Genomic DNA, 22,249 nt, shown 5'->3' with positions numbered 1-22,249 from the left:
AAAGGTAATTATTATATTGTGGACTAGAGGGATGGTTAAAGAAGTTGAAGAGTTAATAAAAATTGTTGGTAAGGGCAATTTACTAGAGGCCGCATTTATTCGTTTGGGCAGTTTTCAACATGCTGACTTACATCATTGCATGGATTGCAGAAATCATATAGGTCTATCCGAATTCATTAATAAAAAAGAACAAGAGCCATTAGATAAATATTTTAACTTAAAATTTAGTCTACAAGGATTGTTTTTAATTTATGTTCAAGCTTATAGAGTTCTTGCAAAAAATGCTCAGTTCAATACTCAAGAAGTAATTGATAAAATATATGCTGCAGTTGAAAGTAAAAAAATACCTACTCTTTGTGACACTTCGAAGAAACTGCTAAGGGAAATTGTAGATCAAGTAGGATTGACAGAAGATCAAAAAAAACTAAAGCTTTTTAATATTCTAGCAAATCCGAAAGGTGAAGCTCTATTTAACAATAATGATGACTTTGAGAAACAAGTACTCAATAATGTTAAAAAGTTACTCAAAATAAGCTATGCAAATGAATTTGATAAAGAGTTTAGCTTATGTAAAGAGGTAATAAATCATTATTATTCCATACATAATATAAAAGTGGATAAAGACATAGCATTACTATTTTCTAGTTATGGTATATTTTCTACATGTACTGAAAATCGAGATATTTTACCACTTAATCAATATATTAATGAGAAAGCTAAAGCAATCAATACACCACTGTATTACGATTACATTCAGAAGTTACTACAAGTATTACAAGAAATTGAGTTAACGCATAGAAATGGATTCACCAAGTATACACTTAATTATAGAGATATAAGTGCATTGGAGGAGACATTTACAGCTCAAAGAGAGCAACACAGTCAAGATTTCCTATATCCTAAAAATATCAAACGTACTCTAGAGCAACTGTTAAAAAACCAAAACAGCGATGAATTTGAACAGTTAGTAACAAGCCCTGAGAATATATACTACTCAGTGCAACAAGAAGAGAATGAATGTAGGCCAAATTTCATCCTCAGCAAGCAAAATCACAAAAATACATTCTGTAAACTTATTTTAGGTATGTTTGTATTGTCTGTTGGGTTATATGTTGCTGATTATTTCCTTATGGAGCAAAATTTGTTTAACTCAATGAGCCCACAAACTAATCTAATAATTGCTGCAGTACTGACTATTGTAGTAGTATATGCTTTATTTCAACTACTGAAATCACCTCAAGAACCGCCACATTCAACGTTCAACAGTGCAACTATTAATGGTTTTACAAATGGTCCTATGCAACCATAAACCTCTACTTATGAATGATAAATGTAGCACTTTTAAAGTGTATGCTATATAATATCTTCTCTTGAATAACGAGGTAATCCATGGATTTAAGCAAAATAACAACAAAACCAGATGAAATAAATGTAGTAATTGAAATAGGCGCAAATGCTGAACCCGTAAAGTATGAATTTAATAAAGAGCTCGGATTATTACAAGTTGACAGATTTTTGTCTACCTCAATGACTTATCCTTGCAATTATGGATTTGTACCAAATACCTGCGCAGGTGATGGTGACCCTGCGGATGTTTTGGTGCTAACTCAATTTCCTTTAGCGCCTGGAGTTTTGATATCGGTGCGTCCAGTAGGTGCATTGCTCACTAAAGATGAAAAAGGAGAGGATGAAAAAATATTAGCCGTACCTATCTCCAGTGTTGATAGCTATTATGAGAATATAAAAAACTATTCTGACTTACCTAAAAACTTACTAGATAAAATTTCTCATTTCTTTTCTCATTATAAAGATTTAGAAAAGGGAAAAACGGTGACAGTTGGAGAATGGGCTGATGTAGAAGAAGCAAAAAAAATCATTGAAAAAAGTAGAAATTAGTTTGCATTAGAGCTGCTCAGAAAAATATTGTTGTTTTTTATATTGCGGTTAAAAGCATTAGACAGGCAGTAAAGGTCTTGATATTATAGTAATAATTTGGAAGGGTGGCCGAGCGGCTGAAGGCGGCGGTTTGCTAAACCGTTATACGATTGAAAAGTCGTATCGAGGGTTCGAATCCCTCTCCTTCCGTATATTATTGTTTAGGTATTCATTACAGTAATTTCATCCTCTTTTTTAATTATTAAAAAGTTAGCTAGCGTTTATTCAGTATTTATTATAGAATTAGTTATTAGCTAAATAATTTTATATGCATAAAATACTAATTTTGATATTAATAATGCTGCCGCTTAGGTTACTTGCAACTGAGATTGAAATTGTTGCAGATGTAAATGGTGAGCCAATTTCAAATTTAGATATTGAAAAACGCGTCAATTTTATAAATTCATTGCTTGGCAATCAGAAGATTAATCAAAAAGAGGTAAAATCTCAAATTCTAAGACAGTTAATAGACGAAATTATCATTGTCAGCGAAGCACAGAAGATGAATATAGAATTGAGTAACGAGGAGTTAAATAATGCTGTCACGTTATTCTTAACTCAAAGTTTAAAACTTGAGGCTGATGAAGTTGATCAATACGTAAAAAAGCATAATATAGATCTCAATACCCTAAAAAAACAAGTAAAGTGTCAGCTACTGTGGAACAAGATTATTGAAGTAGGAATTGTGCCACTTGTCAATATCAGCGATAAAGAAGTGGACGATGTAAGAAAACAAAAAGAGAAACCTGACTACCTTATTACATTTCAGGAGTTTGTAATTCCTGATCAGAAGATGGCTGAAGATTTAATAAAACAATTACGTAGCAGTAATAATCCAGAATCTTCAATAAAGATGAGCAAAGCAACCGTTAATTTAAGTCAGCTAAAAGGTAAACTCAAGGACGTTTTGGAAGGATTAGAAATCAGTGATGTAGCAGGTCCGGTTAGTTTAAGCGAAGGTTACTCTGTTATAAAAGTCATAGATAAAGTACAGCTTAATCATACAATGCTGAAAAGTACTTTAAAACTGAAACAGGTTGTAGTTGAAGGTTCAGAAAGTTTACTCTCTAGTTTTAAGGAGCAAAAGGTCAGTTGTTTAAATTTTGACAAGTTAGCAGATGATTTCAAGTTGCCAAGCGTAAAAGAGTTTGAAATAAAAATGCGAAATTTAAATCCTGATTTACAGATTTTATTTAGTAAAACAAATATGAATGAAATAGTAGAATTAAGAGAAAATAGCACTGCAAAGTTGATGATGTTATGTGATATCAAAAATAATGCAATGGATATAGAAGCAATCAAACAGGAAATGTATCAACAAAAGATTATGATACAAAGCAACCTGTTATTGGATAATATGCGTAAAAATGCAGCTGTTAGTTATCAGTTTAATTGAAGTTAGAGAGGTTTTCTACTCCATAAAAAGTTTATGAAGAATATAATGCTCATTGGCGGTGGAGTTGGAAATGCAGTGTTATTTTCGATAGGGAAGGCATGTCTTGAAAACAATCATAAGGTTTTATATTTCGCTGGCTATAAAAAATTAAGTGATGTATTTAAACGAGCACTGATAGAACGTGCATCAAGTGCAGTAATTTGGGCATGTGAAGAAGGATTGATAGAAACAAGTAGAGATCAGGATAAATCCTTTCATGGTAATATAGTTGATGCAATAATCTCATATCAGCAAGGAAAGTTAGGTAAAATTACTATTAGTTTAAACACTATAGATAAAATCATCACTATTGGTTCTGATAAAATGATGAAAGCTATAAATGAAGCTAGAAAAACAATTTTAAAGCCATATCTAAAACCAAAACACATAGCAATATCATCAGTTAACTCTCCTATGCAGTGCATGATGAAAGAAATCTGCGCTCAATGTATTCAGCAACACATAAATAAGGAAACAGGAGAAATAAGTTTTGTTTATAGTTGCAGTAATCAAGACCAGGATATGGAGCTTGTTGACTTTGATTTTTTAAGTGAGCGCTTGAAGCAAAATAGTTTACAAGAAAAGCTCACTGCAAAATGGATAGAACATGTTCAAAGACACTAAACAGCACAAAGAGGAACTAAGGAAGCAATATAGAACCATAAGAAAAGATGTTGATGAAAGTTATTCTAGTTATGCAGCAAATTCTCTTATTAATCTCTTTAACAAAAACTTAAGTTGCGTTAAAGGTAAAACAATAGCAGCGTACATTCCAACAGACGGAGAAATTAATGTTGTGCCTTTGATGCATCATTTACTCGATTTAGGATATAAAGTAGCAATTCCTAATAAAAATAAGTTATTAAAATTTGAGGAATGGAATAAAGCAGATGAAGATATAATTCCCGACACAATCATTACCCCTATTGTTGCTTTTGATGATCATTTTAATAGGTTAGGTTTTGGCGGTGGTTGGTATGATGAAATGATAAAAAAATTACGGCCACTTGGAAAAATATTTATAGGTGTAGCCTATGAGAAGCAATATTGTAAAAATTTACCTGTAGAAAAACATGATCAAAAATTGGATATTATAATCACTGAGATGTGTGTTAGATGTAGAAGTGGATTGCTCAAAAAAGTGGATAGAAAGGAGTAGCATAGTCTCCCTCTTTCTGATAGTATAGCCCTTCTCATAATAGTCCAAAAAGAGTAAGATATGGATTGATAGTAGTGGAAGGTAAGGATGCCAGTAGCAAATAGTTATGACTTAAGAAAAAAGGTAATGGAAGCATTGGATGAAGGAGAGAGTGGAGAAACTGTTGCCAAGAGATTTAAGATCGGAAAAACAACTTTATATGAGTGGAAGAAAAGACGTGAGAAAACGGGAGATTTTCAGTCAAAAAAGCCTGGAAGCGTGGCATAAAATTACCGACTGGAATGCATTTGCCGAATTTGCAAATGAGCAAGGTGGCAAAACTCAGTCAGAGATGCTGGGGCAATATTAGTAGACAAACAATTCATCGAGCACTTAAAAATATAGGATTCACAAGAAAAAAAAGACCTACGGATATAAAGAAAGAAATGAAGAAAAGCGAGCTCAATTTTCAAAGGTTATAGCAACAAAAGAACCTAAAGAATTAGTGTATATAGATGAGTCTGGACACTGAACCTATGGTTATTGCCAGAAAGGACAGCGGTTTTATGCCCTAAAATCTGGGAAGAAAACTCAACGAATTAGCATGGTTGCAGCCTTAAGTGGAAGAAAAATAATTGCTCCGTTAACCTTTAAAGGCCACTGCAATATGGATATCTTTAATAAATGGTTTGAGCAGTTTCTGACACCGATTTTGGAACCTGGACAAACTGTTATCCTTGATAATGCTACTTTTCATAAGTCTAATAAGATTTGCTAAAGGAGTTGGTGCAGAAATTTTATATCTTCCTCCATATTCTCCAGATTTTAACAAAATTGAACATTATTGGTTTGCTATAAAAAACAGAGCTAGGAAAAACATCCCTCTATTCACATCTTTTCGTCATGCTGTTGATTCTTCTTTCTTATGACCTTTTTGGACTATTATGGGAAGGGCTATAGTAATAACCTCTGAAGATTATGCATCTTCTTGATATCATTACATTGTGAAGCTCGGTAAATTCGTTTTTGTAGCTTAAATGAAGATTTCTCAAGCTTGCGCCAAATTCCATTCATACTTAACATTTTGTTGGCTCATAACATATTCACTACTATTCACAACTTTACCTTCCAAATTACAGTGTTTACGTCTGCATATCCCAAATATTACTTTAGGCATTAGCTTCTTAAACAATCCCTCCACATAGAAGCATTTAGTGGGCCACCTTCTTAGTTATAGCTCTTTTCATAATAGTCCAAACGAGGTAAAATAAGGTTTTATAGTAGTGAAGGTAAGGATGCCAGCAGCATATAGTTATAAAAAAAGCAATGGAAGCACTAGAAGAAGGAGAAAGCAGTGAAACGGTGGCAGCAAGATTTAAAATTGGAAGAACTACGTTATGGGAGTGGCAGCAAAGAAGAAAAGAAACAGGAGATTTTCAGTCAAAAAAACTTGGAAATGGAGGTTATAATCACAAAATTACTGACTGGAATAAATTTACTGAATTTGCTAAAAAATATGGTGGTATCGGAAATGGCTAAGCTTTGGAGCAATGTTAGTATCCCAACGATCCATCGAGCTCTTAAAAAAATTGGACTCACACGCAAAAAAAGATATATGGATACAAAGAAAGAAACGAAGAAAAACGCGCTGAATTTTTGAAAATTATAGCAACAAAAGAACCTCAAAACTTAGTTTATATAGATGAGTCTGGACACCGAGTTATGGATATTGCCAGAAGGGACAGAGGTTTTATGCTCTAAAATCTGGTAAAAAAATTCAACGAATCAGTATGATTGCAGCCTTAAACGGCAGAAAAATAGTTGTTCCGTTAACATTTGAAGGCCACTGTAATATGGATATCTTTAATAAATGGTTTGAGCAGTTTCTGACACCGATTTTGAAACCTGGACAAACTGTTATCCTTGATAATGCTACTTTTCATAAGTCTAATAAGATTTGCTAAAGGAGTTGGCGCAGAAATTTTATATCTACCGCCTTATTCTCCCGATTTTAACAAAATTGAGCATCATTGGTTTGCTATAAAAAACAGAGCTAGTCCTCTATTCACATCTTTTCGTCATGCTGTTGATTCCGCTTTTCTATAAGCTTTTCGGACTATTATGAAAAGAGCTATATTAAGCTATATAACTCAAAATCTTGATAAAATGCAGAAAAGTTTTTTTAATTTCAGCTCCATCCTCGAAGAGTTAGAAAATAACTTTAAGCAAGTTAGTCAGAATTTTTCTGACGCAAAGGAACAAGTTTTAAATTTAGCTGTCAACTCTGAAAATTTGGCAGGCAAGTTTCTTAATTATCACCCGAATATGTGCATAGTATAAAATTAGCTTGATAGACTTCAAGAGCTTTGCCTATGAAGTCAGTGTGCTTCTTGAAATGCAATATACTTTTATTACTTTAATTATGAAAATCCGTTAAGCCTTCTTGCCAATTACTACAATATTTTCACTTGGAAAAAAGTAGTCAGGTATAGCCATGTTCTTTGGTGCAGGACCGCCAATTACTCGGCCTGATGTGTCATAATATGAACCGTGACAAGGGCAGAACCAACCGTTGCCGTCTTTTGTAGCGTGATCAACTGGTACACATCCAAGATGGGTGCATATTCCAATCATAATTAACCATTCATCTTTTCCTTTATATACTCTTTTTTCATCTGATTCAGGATCTCTCAAATTTTCTGCATTTATGGCTCTTGCAGCCTCAATCTCTTGTTTTGTGCGCTTGCGGATAAATACTGGCTTACCTTGCCATTTTACCTTTTTTCCTTGTCCTTCTTGAATATCAGATAGATTAACCTCAACCGTAGACATCGCTAAAACCTCAGCAGAAGGATTCATAGACTTAACCAATGGCCAAAGACCGCTTGCAGCTCCTATACCTGCCATGGCACACGTAGTTAATGTGATAAAATCTCTTCTACTCTTATTTTTGGCAAAATCTTTAACAAGAGATGTTTTTTTATTCTTCTCATTCGTCAATGATTTTTTATTTTTAGTTAACTTCTTATCCATCAATCTCTACTTGAACATAGACATATATTTTAATTTAAATATTATAGATTAATCAATAGAAATTTGCACTATTTGTTTAACCTTTGCTATACAGTTAAGAAGAAGCAGAGTTGTCAATTTCGGAAATACTATCTTCAGTGGAATCGGGATCCTCAATTTTCGCTACTGACACCACCTTTTCTCTACTCTCTGTTTTAAACAGAGTGACTCCTTGAGTGCTACGTCCTGCAATTCTGATATCATTTACTGAAATACGAATTAACTTTCCTTTATCTGTAATAAGCATGATATTATCACCCTGTTCAACTGGAAAGCTAGCAACAACATTACCGTTTCTGTCGGTAGTAAGGATATTTGTAATACCAACACCACCTCTATTTGTTACCCTATACTCGTACGCAGAAGTTCTTTTACCAAAGCCATTTTCAGTAATAGTTAATATGAACTCCTCATTCATTGCAAGTTTTAAGAACAGTTTGTTATCTATTCCTAAATCATTCAAAGTCTTTTCCAATTTAGAATCAATGGAGTTATTAATTGCAGCCCCCAGTCTTTTTGCAAGTGGAACTTTTAAGTAAAGTTCTTTTGTTTCTGTTGCTACACCTATCCCATTTAATATGGTCATAGATATCACGCTGTCATTCTTTGCAAGTTTGATACCTCTTACGCCATCTGAATTGCGACTTTTAAATTGACGCACATCACTTACAACAAATCTGATACTTTTGCCGAATCTTGTTGAAAGAAAAACATGATCAATTTCATTGCATACTTTAACTGATATTAACTTATCTCCTTCATCGAGCTTGATTGCTATTTTTCCATTGCTTGGAATATAGTGAAAATCTGCTAAAGAGTTGCGCCTTATGTTCCCATGAGCAGTAGCAAAAACTATGTTTTGATTTTCGTCATTTTCACTTGGTAATGGCATTATATTAGTTATAGTTTCACCATCGCTAAGCGGGAATATATTAACAAGTGCTCTTCCACGTGCAGTTGGCTCTGCAATAGGTAACTTATAAACTTTTAATCTATAAACTCGGCCAATATTAGAAAAGAATAAAAGGCTAGTGTGGGTATTCCCAACAAATAATTTTGTGGTTACATCCTCTTCTTTTAATCCTTGTCCTAGCTTTCCTTTTCCACCACGACGCTGAGTTCTATAATGAGAAAGCTTCACACGCTTGATATAACCATTCATAGTTACGGTTATCACCATATCCTCTTGTGGAATTAGATCTTCAGCTTCAATGTCCGTATCTGATTCCTCTATTGAAGTTTTTCGCGGCACAGTAAATCTGTTCTTTATTTCTTGTAGATTGTTTTTTATTTCTTTCATCAACTTCTCTCCTGAGCCAAGAAAAGCGATATATTCTTTTATCAGGTTGATCATTGAACTTAGCTCAGCTTCTAATTTGTCTTTTTCAAGGCCTGTTAAACGTTGCAATTTCATGTCAAGAATAGCTTTCGTTTGCAGCTCAGTTAATCTATACACTCCGTCTTTCAAAAAGCTTGTGCTGTCTGAGATTAATCCAATAATTGTGTTTATCTCAGCTGAAGTTTTCCATTCTTTATTTAAAAGTTCTCTACTTGCTTCCGCAGGATCTTTTGCACCACGGATGATTTTTATCACTTCATCTATGCTCAAGACCGCAATGTAGAGCCCTATATATATATGAGCTTTTTCCCTCGTTTTTCTTAGACGAAACTCTGTTCTCCTGATTAATACTTCTTTTCTAAAATCAATAAAAGCAGCTATAATTTCTTTCAACGACATCAAAGCAGGCCTGTTGTTGTTGAGGACTAAAGTGTTAACACTAAAACTACTTCTTAGTGGAGTTAGTCCCAATATTTGATTAAGTATAAAACTTGCTTCAGCATTTCTTCTGAGGTCAATTACTACCCTAATACCAGACTTATCAGATTCATCCCTAATTTCTGTTATGCCATCAATTCTTTTTTCTTTTACAAGCTCACCTATCTTCTCAATTAATTTTACTTTATTTATCTGGTAAGGTATTTCATCAATCACTATTGCTTGCCTATCTTGTGACAGGTCTTCCATGTGAGTCTTGCCTTGCACAACAATTGATCCACGACCCGTTGCAAATGCTGATCTTATTCCAGACTTTCCAAGAATCGTTCCCCCAGTTGGGAAATCCGGTCCTGGCATCACTTCAAGTAACTCATCCAAAGTAACTTCAGGATTATCTATATATAACATACAAGCATCTATTATTTCTCCAAGGTTGTGAGAAGGAATATTGGTTGCCATACCAACTGCAACACCGCTTGCACCATTTACCAATAGATTCGGAAATTCTGCAGGCAGTACAACAGGCTCTGTTTCATTTCCATCATAGTTTGGCCTAAAATCAACTGTATCTTCGTCAATATCATTTAGTAAAAAATGCGACACTCTGTGGAGCCTTGCTTCTGTATATCGCATTGAAGCTGGCGGATCTCCATCTATCGAACCAAAGTTACCTTGCCCATCAATAAGTGGTAAAAGAAGAGAAAAATCTTGAGCCATCCTGACCAAGGAGTCATAGATAGCCATGTCACCATGTGGGTGATATTTTCCCATTACATCCCCGACTATACGAGCTGCTTTTTTATACGGTTTACCGGCATCGAACCCAGCCCTCGACATTGCGTATAATATGCGCCTATGAACAGGTTTAAATCCATCTCGCACATCAGGTATAGCTCGACTTATGATCACACTCATTGCGTAGGAGAGATAAGAATCCTCTAGCTCTTTCACTATTGAAACTGGTACTATGTTGTCTTGCATTTTCTATACTTTGATTGAAATAATTGTAATATTAATATTCAACTAGGCTAATGGGCAATGACAGACTTGAACTGCCGACCTCCTCGGTGTAAACGAGATGCTCTACCAGCTGAGCTAATTGCCCCTCTAGATATAATTCTATAGTTCAATGTTGTTGTTGTAAACAAAAATAGCGATACAAGCAACTCTTATGGAATCGCTGGGTGCGCACTATGGAGTTGTATAAATTTTAGCCTTGCTACTACCTTGTATAAAGGTATTCTTTCACTTGCATTTTTTGACATGTTCAACAACTTTGAATAACATGCTGTGGCATTTTTAAAATCTGAGAGCTTATCTAGAATAACAGCTAAATTATAGGTATAAAAAATATTGTTTTGATCTAAAGAAATTGCTGCTTTCATATATTCTTTAGCTTTTACGTAATCCCCTTTTTTCATATAGATCAAACCTAAATTTGCTGATAAAGGGGCGCTATTTCTGAGTGTATCATACAATTTCAACATTTCACTCAATGCTAAATTAGGATCATATTGTGAGATTATCGTCAGAAAATTCTTTAATACATAAGGGTTGCTAGGATATTCTTTTAACAGTCTTGTGTAAATCTCTACAGCTTTTTTAAATTCTTTGTTAGCGTAATAGATATTCCCTAGTCCAATTAAAGCACTTTCATGATAAGGAAATTTTGCGATAATCTGATTGAGGAGAGAAGTAGCTGTTTCACTATCTCCTAACTCAAAGGAATCTTTTGCTTTTTTTAAAATAGAGTATATGTCAAAATTCTTGCCAGAATTCTGCGAAATTTTGATATTAAATTTGTCACTTTTTCTCTCGATAACATCAAGATCTTTATATTTTTTATCAGCTTTTATATGCTTGACAACACTATCAAAGACCTTCTGTATCTCCAAATTTTCACTAGCATAGGTAACAGAAGACCTCCATAAAATCACAACGCAAATTAACATGCAGACAAACATAGATCCTAGTGTTGTGGCATTGGCTGCAGCGCGTAACCAGTAAATCTTATTTATTTGAACTATACGCAACACATTACAAATTCATAAATGCTAAATTACTTATCTAATATAATAATAAAGATATTATTAATTGGCAGATACTATTTAGAATGAGTTAAAAGAGCACTTCTACAGATTCCATATGGTTGCCAATTACACTCCTCACATGCGTAGTCAAATTTCTCTAAAGACATTTTCTTTCTAATTCTTTTTACTGCTTTACTCCAGGTCAAAATCTCGCCAATTTTTATTCCTAAAATTTCCATATGCCTTCTATCTAGCTCTAAAACTTTAGCTTGTGTGGTACATTTACCTTGTTTAGTCTGGTTTGGGCAAACACTACAAATAGTGTCAAGATTATCAACTACTTCGATTTTAGTATTAGGATCACTAATTACTTTACTTGCTATCTTTTTGTAATTTTCTACAAAGCTCTGAGAATATCCATACCCTTGAAATGCAAGAGTGCACATAAAATGATGAGGACGAAACCTTATCACTTTTTCAAATACTGCAAAGCTGCTACAAGTAGAAAAATTTTTACCAAACCAGGAAGGATGAATGGTAAAACACCTACCATTATTGCTTGTTTCAGACCCACGTAAATAGTAAGCCAACTAATACCACAAATAAAGATTACGACTGTACCCGCCAGACAACTTAAAGAATTACACATAAATGATTTATATTTAGAGTTCAGTAATTCATTTACTCTGCTCATTACTACAACAGCAACTAAACAGCCAATCAAATATCCACCTGTTGGCCCGAGAAAAATGTGATAACCACCAGAAAAATTCGCAAAAACAGGCAATCCTGCTGCACCAAGTGATAGATATGTAAGCACAGAATAGAATGCTGTTCTGCGGTTAAATTTAAGCCCAATAAGCATTACTCCTAAAGTTTGCAATGTGATAGGCACAGGCTGCAATGGTATGCTTATTTGAGCCATCAAGAATAAAAGTAAAACGCAAGACAATATTTCAGCCAGTGTTGATCTGCTGCTAGATTGTGTTATAAACATACTTTCCCAATAAAAATAACTTATTAAATGTCATATATGTGTATGAGAGGTTTTGCAATTTAAATTTTGCTCATATTGTGCTACAATGAATTACTTATGCACTATTAAATTAAAAATGATGAGTAAACAAGATCTATTATCGTTGATGAAAGCAAGACACAGCGGACGTTCATACGATCCTACAAGAGCAATATCTCAGGAAGACATGGATATTTTAATGGAAGCTGTAAGGCTGACTCCCTCATGTTTTGGTGATGAACCCTGGAGATACGTAATATGCAACAAACAGAACAATCAAAGCGCATGGGAAAAGCTGCTAAATTGCCTTGATGAATCTAATCAAAAGTGGGCAAAAGATGCACAAATACTAATTATATCTCTAAGCGCTAAGAATTTCCGTAAATCTGACAAAGGTGAAAATTTTTGGGCTAATCACGATACTGGTGCAGCAAATTATGCACTTATGCTACAGGCTGCAGCTATGAACTTAATGGCTCATCAAATGGGTGGATTTGATAGAGATAAAATAGTAGAAAAATTCAACATATCCGATGATTTTAATGTAATGTCAGTGATAGCGGTTGGTTACGAAGAAGATGGCGCTGAAACAAGTAAGAAAAAAAGAAGACCAATAGAAGAAATATTTTTTTATGATGAGTGGCCAAAAACTAGTTAACTTACTTTGACCACCCCTCTCTCAATACCTTAAAAATAGGATTATCTGGTAAGTATAGCTCTTTTCATAATAGTCCAAACGAGGTAAAATAAGGTTTTATAGTAGTGAAGGTAAGGATGCCAGCAGCATATAGTTATAAAAAAAGCAATGGAAGCACTAGAAGAAGGAGAAAGCAGTGAAACGGTGGCAGCAAGATTTAAAATTGGAAGAACTACGTTATGGGAGTGGCAGCAAAGAAGAAAAGAAACAGGAGATTTTCAGTCAAAAAAACTTGGAAATGGAGGTTATAATCACAAAATTACTGACTGGAATAAATTTACTGAATTTGCTAAAAAATATGGTGGTATCGGAAATGGCTAAGCTTTGGAGCAATGTTAGTATCCCAACGATCCATCGAGCTCTTAAAAAAATTGGACTCACACGCAAAAAAAGACATATGGATACAAAGAAAGAAACGAAGAAAAACGCGCTGAATTTTTGAAAATTATAGCAACAAAAGAACCTCAAAACTTAGTTTATATAGATGAGTCTGGACACCGAGTTATGGATATTGCCAGAAGGGACAGAGGTTTTATGCTCTAAAATCTGGTAAAAAAATTCAACGAATCAGTATGATTGCAGCCTTAAACGGCAGAAAAATAGTTGTTCCGTTAACATTTGAAGGCCACTGTAATATGGATATCTTTAATAAATGGTTTGAGCAGTTTCTGACACCGATTTTGAAACCTGGACAAACTGTTATCCTTGATAATGCTACTTTTCATAAGTCTAATAAGATTTGCTAAAGGAGTTGGCGCAGAAATTTTATATCTACCGCCTTATTCTCCCGATTTTAACAAAATTGAGCATCATTGGTTTGCTATAAAAAACAGAGCTAGTCCTCTATTCACATCTTTTCGTCATGCTGTTGATTCCGCTTTTCTATAAGCTTTTCGGACTATTATGAAAAGAGCTATAGTATATCCAATCCAGGAATTTTGGTAAAATCTATACCAGTTACTCGATATAATTCTTCATGCAAAGCAAAGTTTGGTTTACTTTTTCTGTGCTTATTTTTCTCTTCACCTAACTTTTTACTCTCATCAGACTTTGTCTCAAATGTTTTATAATATTCTTAAATGCTCCTGTCACATTCTGCTACTTTTTCCTGATAAATATTATATAGCTCAAATTCTTGCTTTAATGTAAATAGGTGTTCTTTTCTATAGTTTCCTGCTAATGCTTTTGCAATAACAGATTTATCACTTTTTATTCGTCCATCTCTTAGTTCAGCCAATTTTTCAGGATTATTCTCACCATCTATTATTGCTTTAATAATTTGCATTCCAGTTACACCAGTTGTATCGCTTATAACTTTATGTAGTTGAATATTCATTTGTGTTAGCGCTTTTTGCATACGCAAAGTATGTGTAGAAGCATTTTCAATTAAATTTTTACGTTGCCGAACATAACTACGCAATACACACATTTGATCATCTGGCCTAAATGACCCTTGGAGTAACCCGTAACTGTGTAGTTGTTGAATCCATTTGCACATCTGATTTTCTCCCAGGTACATTTTTAACATGTTTTGCGTTTACCAGTTTTACTTCAAATCCGTGTGATTCAAGTACTTGAAACAAAGGAATCCAGTACACTCCTGTTGACTCCATGGCTACTGTATTAACTTTACATTTTTTCAACCATTTTGCTATGTTGTAGAGATCTTACGTAAAGCAGCTAAATTTTTGTATACGTTGTTCATCGCTTCCTTCGGGTACACATACATAATGTACAGCCGAGCCAACATCGATTCCTGCTGCATTAGATCTCTAATTTACTTTTGAACTTTGCCATTTTTAATCTCCATTATATAATAATCCATAATTGAGAAGTGCTTAAGCTTGGGACGGTTGAGTTATACATTCTTCTAATCGAGGTAGCCCAAAAGGCTCAATCAGTGGTTCGACCGTTCCTCCAAAGCCACGCTGTCCTACGGGCACTTAAGGCACCATTGCACAGTTCGGCTATAACTGCAAAAAGCTCTTCTCTACAAAATTATACATAAAATTTGCTATACACTCAGCTAGGAAGTTTCTTTTTGGTTTGACAGGTTTTATCTGTCCGGCGCTGTCCAGTATGATAGGGGTTTTTAGGTCAATTCGGCGGATGCTATATACCATGCTGCTATAAAACCTAAATAAATCTTTCTGAATTCGACTTTGTTCTACATTATGAATGGCAGAATTGTTAGTATTATAAAGCCTTTCTGGATGTGGTTCATTTAAGATATTATATCCAACAATGGCAGGATGGTCCTTAAGTTCTCTTGCAAGATCTTGCCAAAATTTTGCTGCTTGTTTTTGAAAAGCTTGATCTGACCATAAACGTAAATCATCTTTATCGTTATTATTTTGCTTCCATCTAGATCCAGGTAAGCTAAGCATCGTTAATACTACTGGTATTTTTTATTGATGAAAAGCATCTAAAACATCTTTCAGAACTTTCAGATCTTTGGAAATCAGGCCCGGATAATTGTCTGCATTGCCTAAGAGGAAGTCACGTTGCGTAGTTTCAAATTTGTCAGGAGCAAGACGAATAAAACCAATTTTGTATTCCTTTGCTGATTTGATTAAGTCACTATCAACTTTTCTATTGAAAACATTTGCTCCCTTTCTAACTCCAGTTTGCCAAAAGAGCATTTTGCTGTTCTCCGGTATTGACTTAGCACTCACATTACAGAAAACTATAGAATAGAAAACAGCTGTAATTAGAAGAAAAATTTTCACTTATGTAATTTTGCTATAATGGTAAGTAACCTAACAGACAAGATCCCGTTTGTAAAGATGCACGGTACTGGCAATAGTTTTGTTATCATAGACTCACGTTCAGCAAATAATTTAGACTGGAATTATAGACAAATTGCTGATCAAGGCAGTTGTGATCAAGTGATAATTATAACAATGTCTAATGCTGCAAACTGCTTTATGCATATCTACAATGCTGACGGTAGTCGAGCTGAAATGTGTGGAAACGCAGCACGCTGTGTTGGATATTTGATAATGTTAGAAAAAGGTACTGAATATATCACTATTGAGCTGATAAATAATCGTATCTTAGAATGTTTTAAAGTAGGTGATAAATCAATAAAGGTCAATATGGGTAAACCACTGCTTAAATGGAATGAAATTCCTCTTTCTTGTGAATGCGATCCCCTTTATCTACCTATAGAGCTTGAAATGCTGAAAGAGCCAGTTGCAGTAAATATTGGTAACCCTCATATAGTTTTTTTTGTTGATAACATAAGCGAAATACCATTGCAGAATTTAGGACCAAAGCTAGAAAATCACGAATTATTTCCTCAGAAAACAAATGTTAGTATTGCACAAATAGAAAAATCTGGAGAAATAAACTTAAGAGTTTGGGAAAGAGGAACAGGTATTACTGCTTCATGTGGTAGTGCGGCTTGTGCAGCATTTGTTGCATCTATACTTCGTAAGTGTTTGGCTACTAAACAAACTTCAGTGCATTTACCAGGAGGTCAGTTACTGATTGAGTGGTCAAAAAATATACTGATGACTGGGGATATAGGGTTTTTATGACCTAGGCTAGGCACTGACACTCATTACTTCTAACACCTTTTTACCAATCACAGCAGGGGTTTCTGCAATCGCAATCCCAGCACTGCGCATAACCTCTAACTTTGCACCAGCACTTCCGCCACTAGAGGAGATAATAGCCCCAGCGTGCCCCATACGTCTTCCTGGAGGTGCTGTTTGACCTGCTACAAAACCAACGATTGGCTTTTTAGTTTTTTCTGTTTTCACAAAATGTGATACATCCTCTTCTTCGTTTCCACCTATTTCACCAATAACTACAATACCATGAGTATCGTCATCTTTTAAAAAGAGCTCCATACAGTCAACAAACGTCATACCATGAACAGGATCCCCTCCAATTCCTATACATGTTGACTGACCAAGACCAACAGCGGTTGTTTGTGCTACCGCTTCATAAGTTAAAGTTCCAGAACGAGACATAATTCCTATATGTCCACGTCTGTGAATATGTCCTGGCATAATTCCTATTTTGCATTCTTCGGGTGTAATAACCCCTGGACAGTTTGGGCCAATCAATCGACTGTTTGAACCAGCGAGAGCGTGCTTTACCTTTACCATGTCAAGTATAGGAATGCCCTCTGTGATGCAAACTATTAATTCTATCTCTGCATCTATTGCCTCAAGTATTGCATCAGCTGCAAATTTAGCAGGTACATATATCACAGTAGCATTCACATCAGTTTTTTCTTTAGCTTCTGCTACGGTATTAAAAACTGGTAAATTAAGGTGAGTGCTTCCACCCTTGCTAGGAGTTACACCGCCAACCATTTTGGTTCCATAGCTAATTGCTTGTTCTGAATGAAATGTACCTTGTGCACCAGTAAAGCCCTGGCATATTAATCTTGTATCTTTATTTACTAAAACAGACATACTCTACTTCACCTCTTGTACTATTTTCTGTGCAGCCTCGTCAAGTTCGTCTGCAGCAATAATATTTAGCCCTGACTCTTCTAAAATTCTTTTTCCTTCTTTAAAGTTAGTGCCTGATAGTCTAACCACTAAAGGGACCTTAATATCTATTTCTTTTGCAGCTTCAACTATTCCATTTGCAATGATATCACAACGCATTATACCGCCAAATATATTAACCAAAATTCCTTGTACATTACTATCAGATAATATAATTTTAAATGCTTCAGTGACAGTTTCCTTACTTGCTCCACCACCAACATCTAGAAAGTTAGCAGGCTCTGCTCCATAGTACTTTATTATATCCATTGTTGCCATAGCAAGACCTGCACCGTTCACCATGCAACCAATATTGCCATCCATTTTGATGTAACTAAGTCCATGTTTTGAAGCTTCTATCTCTTCTTTAACTTCTTCATCATAATCACGAAGCTGCACGATTTCTGGATGACGATATAAAGCGTTGTCATCAAAATTAATTTTAGCATCAAGTGCAACAAAATCCCCGGAATTTGTTTCAACTAGTGGGTTAATTTCTATTTGGCTTGCATCAGTTGTAATAAACGCATCATATATATTTTTTGCAATATTTGTTATTCTTTCTATTTGTTCTGAATTCAAATTAAAATTATTGGCAAGTTTACTGTTATCAAGATTTGTAAAACCAGTAGCAGGGTCAATATCAAATTTCACAATTTTTGTAGGAGAATTTTTTGCCACTTCTTCAATATCCATTCCACCTTCTGAGGAAAATATAAATACTAACCTACTGAGCTTTGGATCAACTACTAGACTCAAATAGTACTCTTTTTTAATGCTTGAACCTTCCTCAATGTATACTCTTCTTACCTGCTGTCCACTAGGCCCTGTTTGATGAGTAACTAAAGTTATGCCAAGCATGTCCTTTACAAGTTGTTGAGCTTCTTTAGTTGACTTTGCTAGCTTTACGCCACCAGCCTTACCCCTACCACCTGCATGAATCTGAGCTTTAACCACAAACACGTCAGATTTTAGTTGATTTATTTGAGTTTCTACTCCTTCTGCAGATGTAGCAACAAAACCCTTTGGTACCGGGACATTAAACTTGTGTAAAATTTCCTTTGCTTGATATTCATGAATATTCATAAGATAACTAATTATTAACCTTAGTAAAAACTACCAACCATAATGCTGTCTTCTGCATTCTTGCTGATACCTCTTTTTCCTTGCTTCAGCTTTTTTTTTAGCTGTTTTCTCTGATTTCTTTTCGTGATATTTTTTTTTCATTTTGAGCCCTCTTCCTTCCTTTTGAATTATTTTTCTCAACACTGGAAGAGCTCTATCTACATCACCATAATGGACTGATACTTCAATCAAACTCTATACCTCCTTCGGTAATCACTTCAAAATCCATTTATAAATTAGAAAATTAACATTGTCAATTATTTTATAAACTTGAGCGATAGAATATGATATGCAGTGATTTATATGAAAAAAGCTTCATTCTGCTGTCAATCATTTACTTGCTGATAAAAATTGCTCTTAGGTTACAGTGCTCTTGTAATTTTTCTAATCTCGGGGCGGAGAGATTTGAACTCCCGACCCTTTGGTCCCAAACCAAATGCGCTACCAGGCTGCGCTACGCCCCGACTTCTTTACTAAGAGTATCGATAGTTCGGAAAAATGCAAGTTTCATTTATTTCTTTTAGGAAAAATATAATGCAGATTTCTTTATATAGAGTGTCAAGTTGCACTAGCCATATTAAAAAATCTAGCTATACCAATTGGTGAAGGTTAATGCAGCAACTACAGCAGTATCAACTCTCAAAATTCTTTTTCCTAGACTCAGTTTCTGACAAAATTTATTGGCAAAATCAAGTTCGCAAGATGAAAAACCACCTTCGGGGCCAACAATAATAGCAACGTTTTTCTTGCCTTTTAGAACTTTATTAGGAGGTTGTCCTTCACCTGTTTCATCACACAAAACAAAATTTTTATTCTGGGAATCGGATAATTCACAAAAATTAATAGGAAGAAAAATCTGTGGTATACTTGTCCTACCGGATTGTTCCGCAGCTTCAATTGCCTGTAATTTCGCTCTACTTAGGTTAATGTTTTTTACTACTGTACGTTCTGTTGAAATAAATTGAATGCAGGTTACTCCCATTTCAGTTGCTTGTCTTACTATGTTGCTTAAGGCGCCGCTTTTTACCAGAGCACAATACAAATATAGATTTTTTTCATGTTGTTGTTGTTTAGTGCGTTCTTTTATTATAATTTTTGTCGATTTACTTGATATATTCACTACTTCTCCTAACCATTCTCCATCCTTTCCATTAAAAAGATAGATGTTATCATGCTTCTTAAGCCGCATTACATTGTAAATATAGTGACTTTGTCGTGGATGAAGCGCCAAACTTACATTTTGTGATAAAGCTTCTTCAACATAAAGCCTAATTTTTTTCATTCAAAACTTTAGTTATTTGCATTCTGTTTGAGTGACTCTTACGGGATTTGAACCCGTGTTACCACCGTGAAAGGGTGGTGTCCTAACCACTAGACGAAAGAGTCGACTTGAATCTAACTGAGTTATATCGATTATACATATAAAGTCAATTCAATTATTTTGAATCACACAGTTAGAGTGATATATCAGTGATTTTATATCGACAGCCTCCTATTACCCCATGTTCAATGCTTACTGAACCTATCTCAGATTTAGGAGCTTTAGATCCTAAATCTAATTTTTGTTCAACTTTTGTATCTGAATCATAGCCAGAATCGTATCCAGAATCTCTACGCTCAAAATTTTGCCTTATTTCTTTTACGTTAAAGCCAGCCTTGGTCTTGATTTGCTGACTCGCTGGCTTATTAGCACTTTGCTCATTTAGTTTTACTTGCAAATTATTCACTTTATCCTTCACTAATCCATGATAAGTCCCAGAATTATCTTTTATATGTTTTGCTTGTCTTTCTGATCTCTTTTTCGATAAATCTACTTTAGCATAAATAGGCTCTGGTTGCTCTTTATGATTTAAGCTAGTGGGCTTTTTTTGCTCTGAGAAATCATCTACATCTTCATAAATAGGTTCTCCTGATATACTAGAATAACCACTATCTTTCAATGATAAATTTTCAGTAGATCTTTTATGCAAATCATATACTTCAGCATAAATGGATTCTTCCGATACGCTCAACTCTTCTAATGAGTTACTAACCTTAGCGTCATATACCTCATCATAAATGGGCTCTTTTAAAAGTAAAATATCATCATGCTCAAAAATTCTAGGAGGTTTTTTAGGTGAGTTGGCCTTAAATTTTAGCTCTACTTCCTCTTTAAGCTTGTCACAACTTTCCGTTTGTTTCAAAATCTCCAATATTTCTTTTCTTTCTTTTTTTATTAGCTCACCAAGCACTAAACAACATTTTTCTTTACGATCTTTGAGACTGTCCTTATCTCCGTACTGCATAGCTTCTGATGCTATTTTGTATTGAAGGATTACATTTCCTATACTATTATTTATTTCATTAATATTTGCTCCAGCACTAATAAGTAACGTCATTACATTATGATCAAGATTTGTTACTGCATACTCTAAAGCTCGATTTAAAGTTTGATCATTATTCAAGTCAAATGACCCCTTGTTCCTAAAAGGATTAATTCTAGAAAAGAGTTTTTCAAAGCTGTTTACTATATTATGAAGACTTAAAGCTAGCCTCACGCCTCTTATATTGCTATTTCTAGCGGATTTAATTAAAAAACTATCTACTATACCCATGATTGTACCCCTCTATATAAAAGCTCACCATTGTGGTACAATTTTAAACTATAACGATTTATTTTATATTAATAACCGCTTTTCACACCCACTTGACAAGAGGCGGCATCGACATCATAATTGCATCGGGGTTACCATTAGTCATTAAACCAAACCTTGTACCACGATCATAAAGAAGATTGAACTCCACATATCTGCCACGTTTTATCAATTGTTCTTCTCGTTGTTCTTTTGTCCAAGATTTTTGCATATGTTTGTGTATGATGTGTAAGTAAATTTCTAAAAAGGCTTCACCTACTGCTTTTGTGAACTCAAAATCATTTTTCCAGTTGCCAGAAGTTAGATTGTCATAAAAAATTCCACCAATACCACGTGGCTCTTTTCTATGTTGTAAAAAAAAGTAATCATCACATTGCTTTTTAAATTTCGGATAATATTCGATGTTGAACTCATCGCAAGTTGCTTTAATTGATTCGTGAATATACTTGCAATCTACCTCATCTTTATAAATTGGAGTAAAGTCCATTCCTCCACCAAACCATTGTTTTGAGGTATATATCAGCCTTGTGTTCATATGTGCTGCAGGGATAAGGGGAGATTGCATGTGAGACACTAAAGATATACCGCTTGCCCAAAACTCTCCATTGCTTTCACTTGCACCAGGAATTTCATTAATGGCTGAGTCTGCGAGCTTTCCGTATACTCTTGAAACGTTTACTCCAACTTTTTCAAAAATATTACCAAAGATAATTGTAGATTCACCACTTCCTCCACCTGGTCGGTTCCACTTTCTTTTTTCGATTTTTGGTTCTGTGAATGACTGTACCTCAATTGATAAGAAAGATTCGGTGATCTTGTTTCTCAGTGCGCAGAACCATTCAAATGCTTGTGTCTTTTGTTTTTCCATAATGCCTTCTGTTGGC

Annotated in this window: 22 protein-coding genes, 4 tRNA genes and 4 pseudogenes; 11 read left to right on the top strand and 19 right to left on the bottom strand. The window is 34.6% G+C overall.

Features of this window, described 5'->3' with window-relative positions:
• Positions 1-31: 31 nt before the first annotated feature.
• The 7 genes and pseudogenes from ACICP1_RS05395 to ACICP1_RS05365 all read left to right on the top strand — a co-directional run bounded on the left by ACICP1_RS05395 (position 32) and on the right by ACICP1_RS05365 (position 5,437).
• Positions 32-1,309 carry a hypothetical protein gene (locus ACICP1_RS05395; protein ID WP_395461248.1) on the top strand — a complete coding sequence of 426 codons (1,278 nt, stop codon included), beginning with the start codon at positions 32-34 and terminating at the stop codon, positions 1,307-1,309.
• Between the two features lie 80 nt (positions 1,310-1,389).
• Positions 1,390-1,896 carry an inorganic diphosphatase gene (gene ppa, locus ACICP1_RS05390; RefSeq protein WP_395461247.1) on the top strand — a complete coding sequence of 169 codons (507 nt, stop codon included), beginning with the start codon at positions 1,390-1,392 and terminating at the stop codon, positions 1,894-1,896.
• A gap of 98 nt (positions 1,897-1,994) precedes the next feature.
• Positions 1,995-2,085: transfer RNA gene (locus tag ACICP1_RS05385), tRNA-Ser, on the top strand.
• A gap of 118 nt (positions 2,086-2,203) precedes the next feature.
• Positions 2,204-3,331 (top strand): SurA N-terminal domain-containing protein, encoded by a 1,128-nt coding sequence (locus ACICP1_RS05380; protein WP_264377203.1) that lies wholly within the window; start codon positions 2,204-2,206, stop codon positions 3,329-3,331.
• A 33-nt stretch (positions 3,332-3,364) separates the two neighbouring features.
• The gene (locus ACICP1_RS05375; protein WP_395461246.1) at positions 3,365-3,994 is read left to right on the top strand and encodes an oxidoreductase; all 630 of its coding nucleotides are present in this window, start codon (positions 3,365-3,367) and stop codon (positions 3,992-3,994) included.
• Positions 3,978-4,529, top strand: a complete 552-nt coding sequence (locus ACICP1_RS05370) for a 5-formyltetrahydrofolate cyclo-ligase (RefSeq protein ID WP_010403418.1) — start codon at positions 3,978-3,980, stop codon at positions 4,527-4,529. The genes ACICP1_RS05375 and ACICP1_RS05370 overlap by 17 nt, the downstream gene beginning before the upstream one ends.
• A gap of 87 nt (positions 4,530-4,616) precedes the next feature.
• Positions 4,617-5,437, top strand: a pseudogene (locus ACICP1_RS05365) (IS630 family transposase).
• Positions 5,438-5,462: 25 nt separating this feature from the next.
• On the opposite strand, the gene ACICP1_RS05360 reads toward ACICP1_RS05365, so the two are convergent.
• Both ACICP1_RS05360 and ACICP1_RS05355 read right to left on the bottom strand, forming a co-directional pair.
• A complete protein-coding gene (locus ACICP1_RS05360; protein WP_395461312.1) occupies positions 5,463-5,582 on the bottom strand; it encodes a reverse transcriptase N-terminal domain-containing protein in 120 nt (39 codons plus the stop codon).
• On the bottom strand, positions 5,557-5,685 hold the full coding sequence (locus ACICP1_RS05355; protein WP_264686740.1) for a hypothetical protein: 129 nt from the start codon (positions 5,683-5,685) through the stop codon (positions 5,557-5,559). Before ACICP1_RS05355 ends, ACICP1_RS05360 begins: the two co-directional genes overlap by 26 nt.
• Positions 5,686-5,803: 118 nt before the next feature.
• Between ACICP1_RS05355 and ACICP1_RS05350 the strand changes: the two are divergent.
• Positions 5,804-6,614, top strand: a pseudogene (locus tag ACICP1_RS05350) (IS630 family transposase).
• 327 nt (positions 6,615-6,941) lie between these two features.
• On the opposite strand, the gene petA reads toward ACICP1_RS05350, so the two are convergent.
• The 6 genes from petA to ACICP1_RS05320 form a co-directional block, all read right to left on the bottom strand.
• Positions 6,942-7,541, bottom strand: coding sequence for a ubiquinol-cytochrome c reductase iron-sulfur subunit (gene petA / locus ACICP1_RS05345; protein WP_006014178.1), 600 nt, complete (start codon positions 7,539-7,541; stop codon positions 6,942-6,944).
• 94 nt (positions 7,542-7,635) lie between these two features.
• A complete protein-coding gene (gene gyrA, locus ACICP1_RS05340) occupies positions 7,636-10,338 on the bottom strand; it encodes a DNA topoisomerase (ATP-hydrolyzing) subunit A (RefSeq protein WP_395461245.1) in 2,703 nt (900 codons plus the stop codon).
• 51 nt (positions 10,339-10,389) lie between these two features.
• Positions 10,390-10,462: transfer RNA gene (locus ACICP1_RS05335), tRNA-Val, on the bottom strand.
• A gap of 64 nt (positions 10,463-10,526) precedes the next feature.
• Complete coding sequence (locus ACICP1_RS05330) at positions 10,527-11,393, bottom strand: tetratricopeptide repeat protein (protein ID WP_265030591.1); 867 nt, start codon at positions 11,391-11,393, stop codon at positions 10,527-10,529.
• A 68-nt stretch (positions 11,394-11,461) separates the two neighbouring features.
• Positions 11,462-11,860 (bottom strand): DUF1284 domain-containing protein, encoded by a 399-nt coding sequence (locus ACICP1_RS05325; RefSeq protein WP_064085958.1) that lies wholly within the window; start codon positions 11,858-11,860, stop codon positions 11,462-11,464.
• On the bottom strand, positions 11,857-12,384 hold the full coding sequence (locus ACICP1_RS05320; protein WP_010403957.1) for a biotin transporter BioY: 528 nt from the start codon (positions 12,382-12,384) through the stop codon (positions 11,857-11,859). Before ACICP1_RS05320 ends, ACICP1_RS05325 begins: the two co-directional genes overlap by 4 nt.
• An 85-nt stretch (positions 12,385-12,469) precedes the next feature.
• Here ACICP1_RS05320 and ACICP1_RS05315 point away from each other — a divergent pair, with 85 nt between their 5' ends.
• Together ACICP1_RS05315 and ACICP1_RS05310 are read left to right on the top strand one after the other, a co-directional pair.
• Positions 12,470-13,060, top strand: coding sequence for a nitroreductase family protein (locus tag ACICP1_RS05315; RefSeq protein WP_010403959.1), 591 nt, complete (start codon positions 12,470-12,472; stop codon positions 13,058-13,060).
• Between the two features lie 116 nt (positions 13,061-13,176).
• Positions 13,177-13,987: pseudogene (locus ACICP1_RS05310) on the top strand (IS630 family transposase).
• A 28-nt stretch (positions 13,988-14,015) separates the two neighbouring features.
• Here ACICP1_RS05310 and ACICP1_RS05305 read toward each other — a convergent pair.
• The 3 genes and pseudogenes from ACICP1_RS05305 to ACICP1_RS05295 form a co-directional block, all read right to left on the bottom strand.
• Positions 14,016-14,896: pseudogene (locus ACICP1_RS05305) on the bottom strand (IS110 family transposase); the annotation flags it as partial.
• A 170-nt stretch (positions 14,897-15,066) separates the two neighbouring features.
• Positions 15,067-15,486 (bottom strand): cellulase family glycosylhydrolase, encoded by a 420-nt coding sequence (locus ACICP1_RS05300; protein WP_395461244.1) that lies wholly within the window; start codon positions 15,484-15,486, stop codon positions 15,067-15,069.
• A 21-nt stretch (positions 15,487-15,507) separates the two neighbouring features.
• Positions 15,508-15,774 (bottom strand): hypothetical protein, encoded by a 267-nt coding sequence (locus tag ACICP1_RS05295; protein WP_264377596.1) that lies wholly within the window; start codon positions 15,772-15,774, stop codon positions 15,508-15,510.
• A 72-nt stretch (positions 15,775-15,846) separates the two neighbouring features.
• Here ACICP1_RS05295 and dapF point away from each other — a divergent pair, with 72 nt between their 5' ends.
• Positions 15,847-16,641, top strand: a complete 795-nt coding sequence (gene dapF, locus ACICP1_RS05290) for a diaminopimelate epimerase (RefSeq protein ID WP_010403976.1) — start codon at positions 15,847-15,849, stop codon at positions 16,639-16,641.
• Between the two features lie 6 nt (positions 16,642-16,647).
• Here dapF and sucD read toward each other — a convergent pair whose 3' ends face one another.
• The 8 genes from sucD to hemF all read right to left on the bottom strand — a co-directional run bounded on the left by sucD (position 16,648) and on the right by hemF (position 22,233).
• Entirely contained in the window at positions 16,648-17,529 is an 882-nt protein-coding gene (gene sucD / locus ACICP1_RS05285; RefSeq protein WP_064085491.1) for a succinate--CoA ligase subunit alpha, read from the bottom strand.
• Between the two features lie 3 nt (positions 17,530-17,532).
• On the bottom strand, positions 17,533-18,693 hold the full coding sequence (sucC, locus tag ACICP1_RS05280) for an ADP-forming succinate--CoA ligase subunit beta (RefSeq protein ID WP_139686754.1): 1,161 nt from the start codon (positions 18,691-18,693) through the stop codon (positions 17,533-17,535).
• A 30-nt stretch (positions 18,694-18,723) separates the two neighbouring features.
• Positions 18,724-18,924, bottom strand: a complete 201-nt coding sequence (gene rpsU, locus ACICP1_RS05275) for a 30S ribosomal protein S21 (protein WP_395461243.1) — start codon at positions 18,922-18,924, stop codon at positions 18,724-18,726.
• Between the two features lie 198 nt (positions 18,925-19,122).
• A tRNA-Pro gene (locus tag ACICP1_RS05270) sits at positions 19,123-19,196 on the bottom strand.
• Between the two features lie 122 nt (positions 19,197-19,318).
• Complete coding sequence (locus tag ACICP1_RS05265; RefSeq protein ID WP_395461242.1) at positions 19,319-20,014, bottom strand: 16S rRNA (uracil(1498)-N(3))-methyltransferase; 696 nt, start codon at positions 20,012-20,014, stop codon at positions 19,319-19,321.
• A gap of 32 nt (positions 20,015-20,046) precedes the next feature.
• Positions 20,047-20,118 (bottom strand) — tRNA-Glu (locus ACICP1_RS05260).
• 68 nt (positions 20,119-20,186) lie between these two features.
• Positions 20,187-21,326, bottom strand: a complete 1,140-nt coding sequence (locus tag ACICP1_RS05255) for a hypothetical protein (RefSeq protein WP_395461241.1) — start codon at positions 21,324-21,326, stop codon at positions 20,187-20,189.
• 82 nt (positions 21,327-21,408) lie between these two features.
• Positions 21,409-22,233 (bottom strand): oxygen-dependent coproporphyrinogen oxidase, encoded by an 825-nt coding sequence (gene hemF, locus ACICP1_RS05250; RefSeq protein ID WP_265014939.1) that lies wholly within the window; start codon positions 22,231-22,233, stop codon positions 21,409-21,411.
• Positions 22,234-22,249 lie beyond the last annotated feature (16 nt).

Origin of the sequence: Wolbachia endosymbiont (group B) of Ablattaria laevigata, from assembly GCF_964277395.1 — a bacterium.
In the GTDB taxonomy this organism is placed as follows: domain Bacteria; phylum Pseudomonadota; class Alphaproteobacteria; order Rickettsiales; family Anaplasmataceae; genus Wolbachia.
Note: the sequence above shows the minus strand (reverse complement) of the source record. Positions and strands in the feature narration are given on the sequence as shown.

Bases quoted from the DNA above. Each gene is read 5' to 3' on its own strand.
- ACICP1_RS05355 (WP_264686740.1), bottom strand. From the start codon at position 5,685: ATGCCTAAAGTAATATTTGGGATATGCAGACGTAAACACTGTAATTTG.
- ACICP1_RS05255 (WP_395461241.1), bottom strand. From the start codon at position 21,326: ATGGGTATAGTAGATAGTTTTTTAATTAAATCCGCTAGAAATAGCAAT.
- ACICP1_RS05370 (WP_010403418.1), top strand. From the start codon at position 3,978: ATGTTCAAAGACACTAAACAGCACAAAGAGGAACTAAGGAAGCAATAT.
- ACICP1_RS05395 (WP_395461248.1), top strand. From the start codon at position 32: ATGGTTAAAGAAGTTGAAGAGTTAATAAAAATTGTTGGTAAGGGCAAT.
- ACICP1_RS05380 (WP_264377203.1), top strand. From the start codon at position 2,204: ATGCATAAAATACTAATTTTGATATTAATAATGCTGCCGCTTAGGTTA.
- sucC (WP_139686754.1), bottom strand. From the start codon at position 18,693: ATGAATATTCATGAATATCAAGCAAAGGAAATTTTACACAAGTTTAAT.
- ppa (WP_395461247.1), top strand. From the start codon at position 1,390: ATGGATTTAAGCAAAATAACAACAAAACCAGATGAAATAAATGTAGTA.
- ACICP1_RS05360 (WP_395461312.1), bottom strand. From the start codon at position 5,582: ATGAATGGAATTTGGCGCAAGCTTGAGAAATCTTCATTTAAGCTACAA.
- sucD (WP_064085491.1), bottom strand. From the start codon at position 17,529: ATGTCTGTTTTAGTAAATAAAGATACAAGATTAATATGCCAGGGCTTT.
- ACICP1_RS05320 (WP_010403957.1), bottom strand. From the start codon at position 12,384: ATGTTTATAACACAATCTAGCAGCAGATCAACACTGGCTGAAATATTG.
- ACICP1_RS05265 (WP_395461242.1), bottom strand. From the start codon at position 20,014: ATGAAAAAAATTAGGCTTTATGTTGAAGAAGCTTTATCACAAAATGTA.
- ACICP1_RS05375 (WP_395461246.1), top strand. From the start codon at position 3,365: ATGAAGAATATAATGCTCATTGGCGGTGGAGTTGGAAATGCAGTGTTA.
- hemF (WP_265014939.1), bottom strand. From the start codon at position 22,233: ATGGAAAAACAAAAGACACAAGCATTTGAATGGTTCTGCGCACTGAGA.
- ACICP1_RS05300 (WP_395461244.1), bottom strand. From the start codon at position 15,486: ATGCTTAGCTTACCTGGATCTAGATGGAAGCAAAATAATAACGATAAA.
- gyrA (WP_395461245.1), bottom strand. From the start codon at position 10,338: ATGCAAGACAACATAGTACCAGTTTCAATAGTGAAAGAGCTAGAGGAT.
- ACICP1_RS05315 (WP_010403959.1), top strand. From the start codon at position 12,470: ATGAATTACTTATGCACTATTAAATTAAAAATGATGAGTAAACAAGAT.
- dapF (WP_010403976.1), top strand. From the start codon at position 15,847: ATGGTAAGTAACCTAACAGACAAGATCCCGTTTGTAAAGATGCACGGT.
- petA (WP_006014178.1), bottom strand. From the start codon at position 7,541: ATGGATAAGAAGTTAACTAAAAATAAAAAATCATTGACGAATGAGAAG.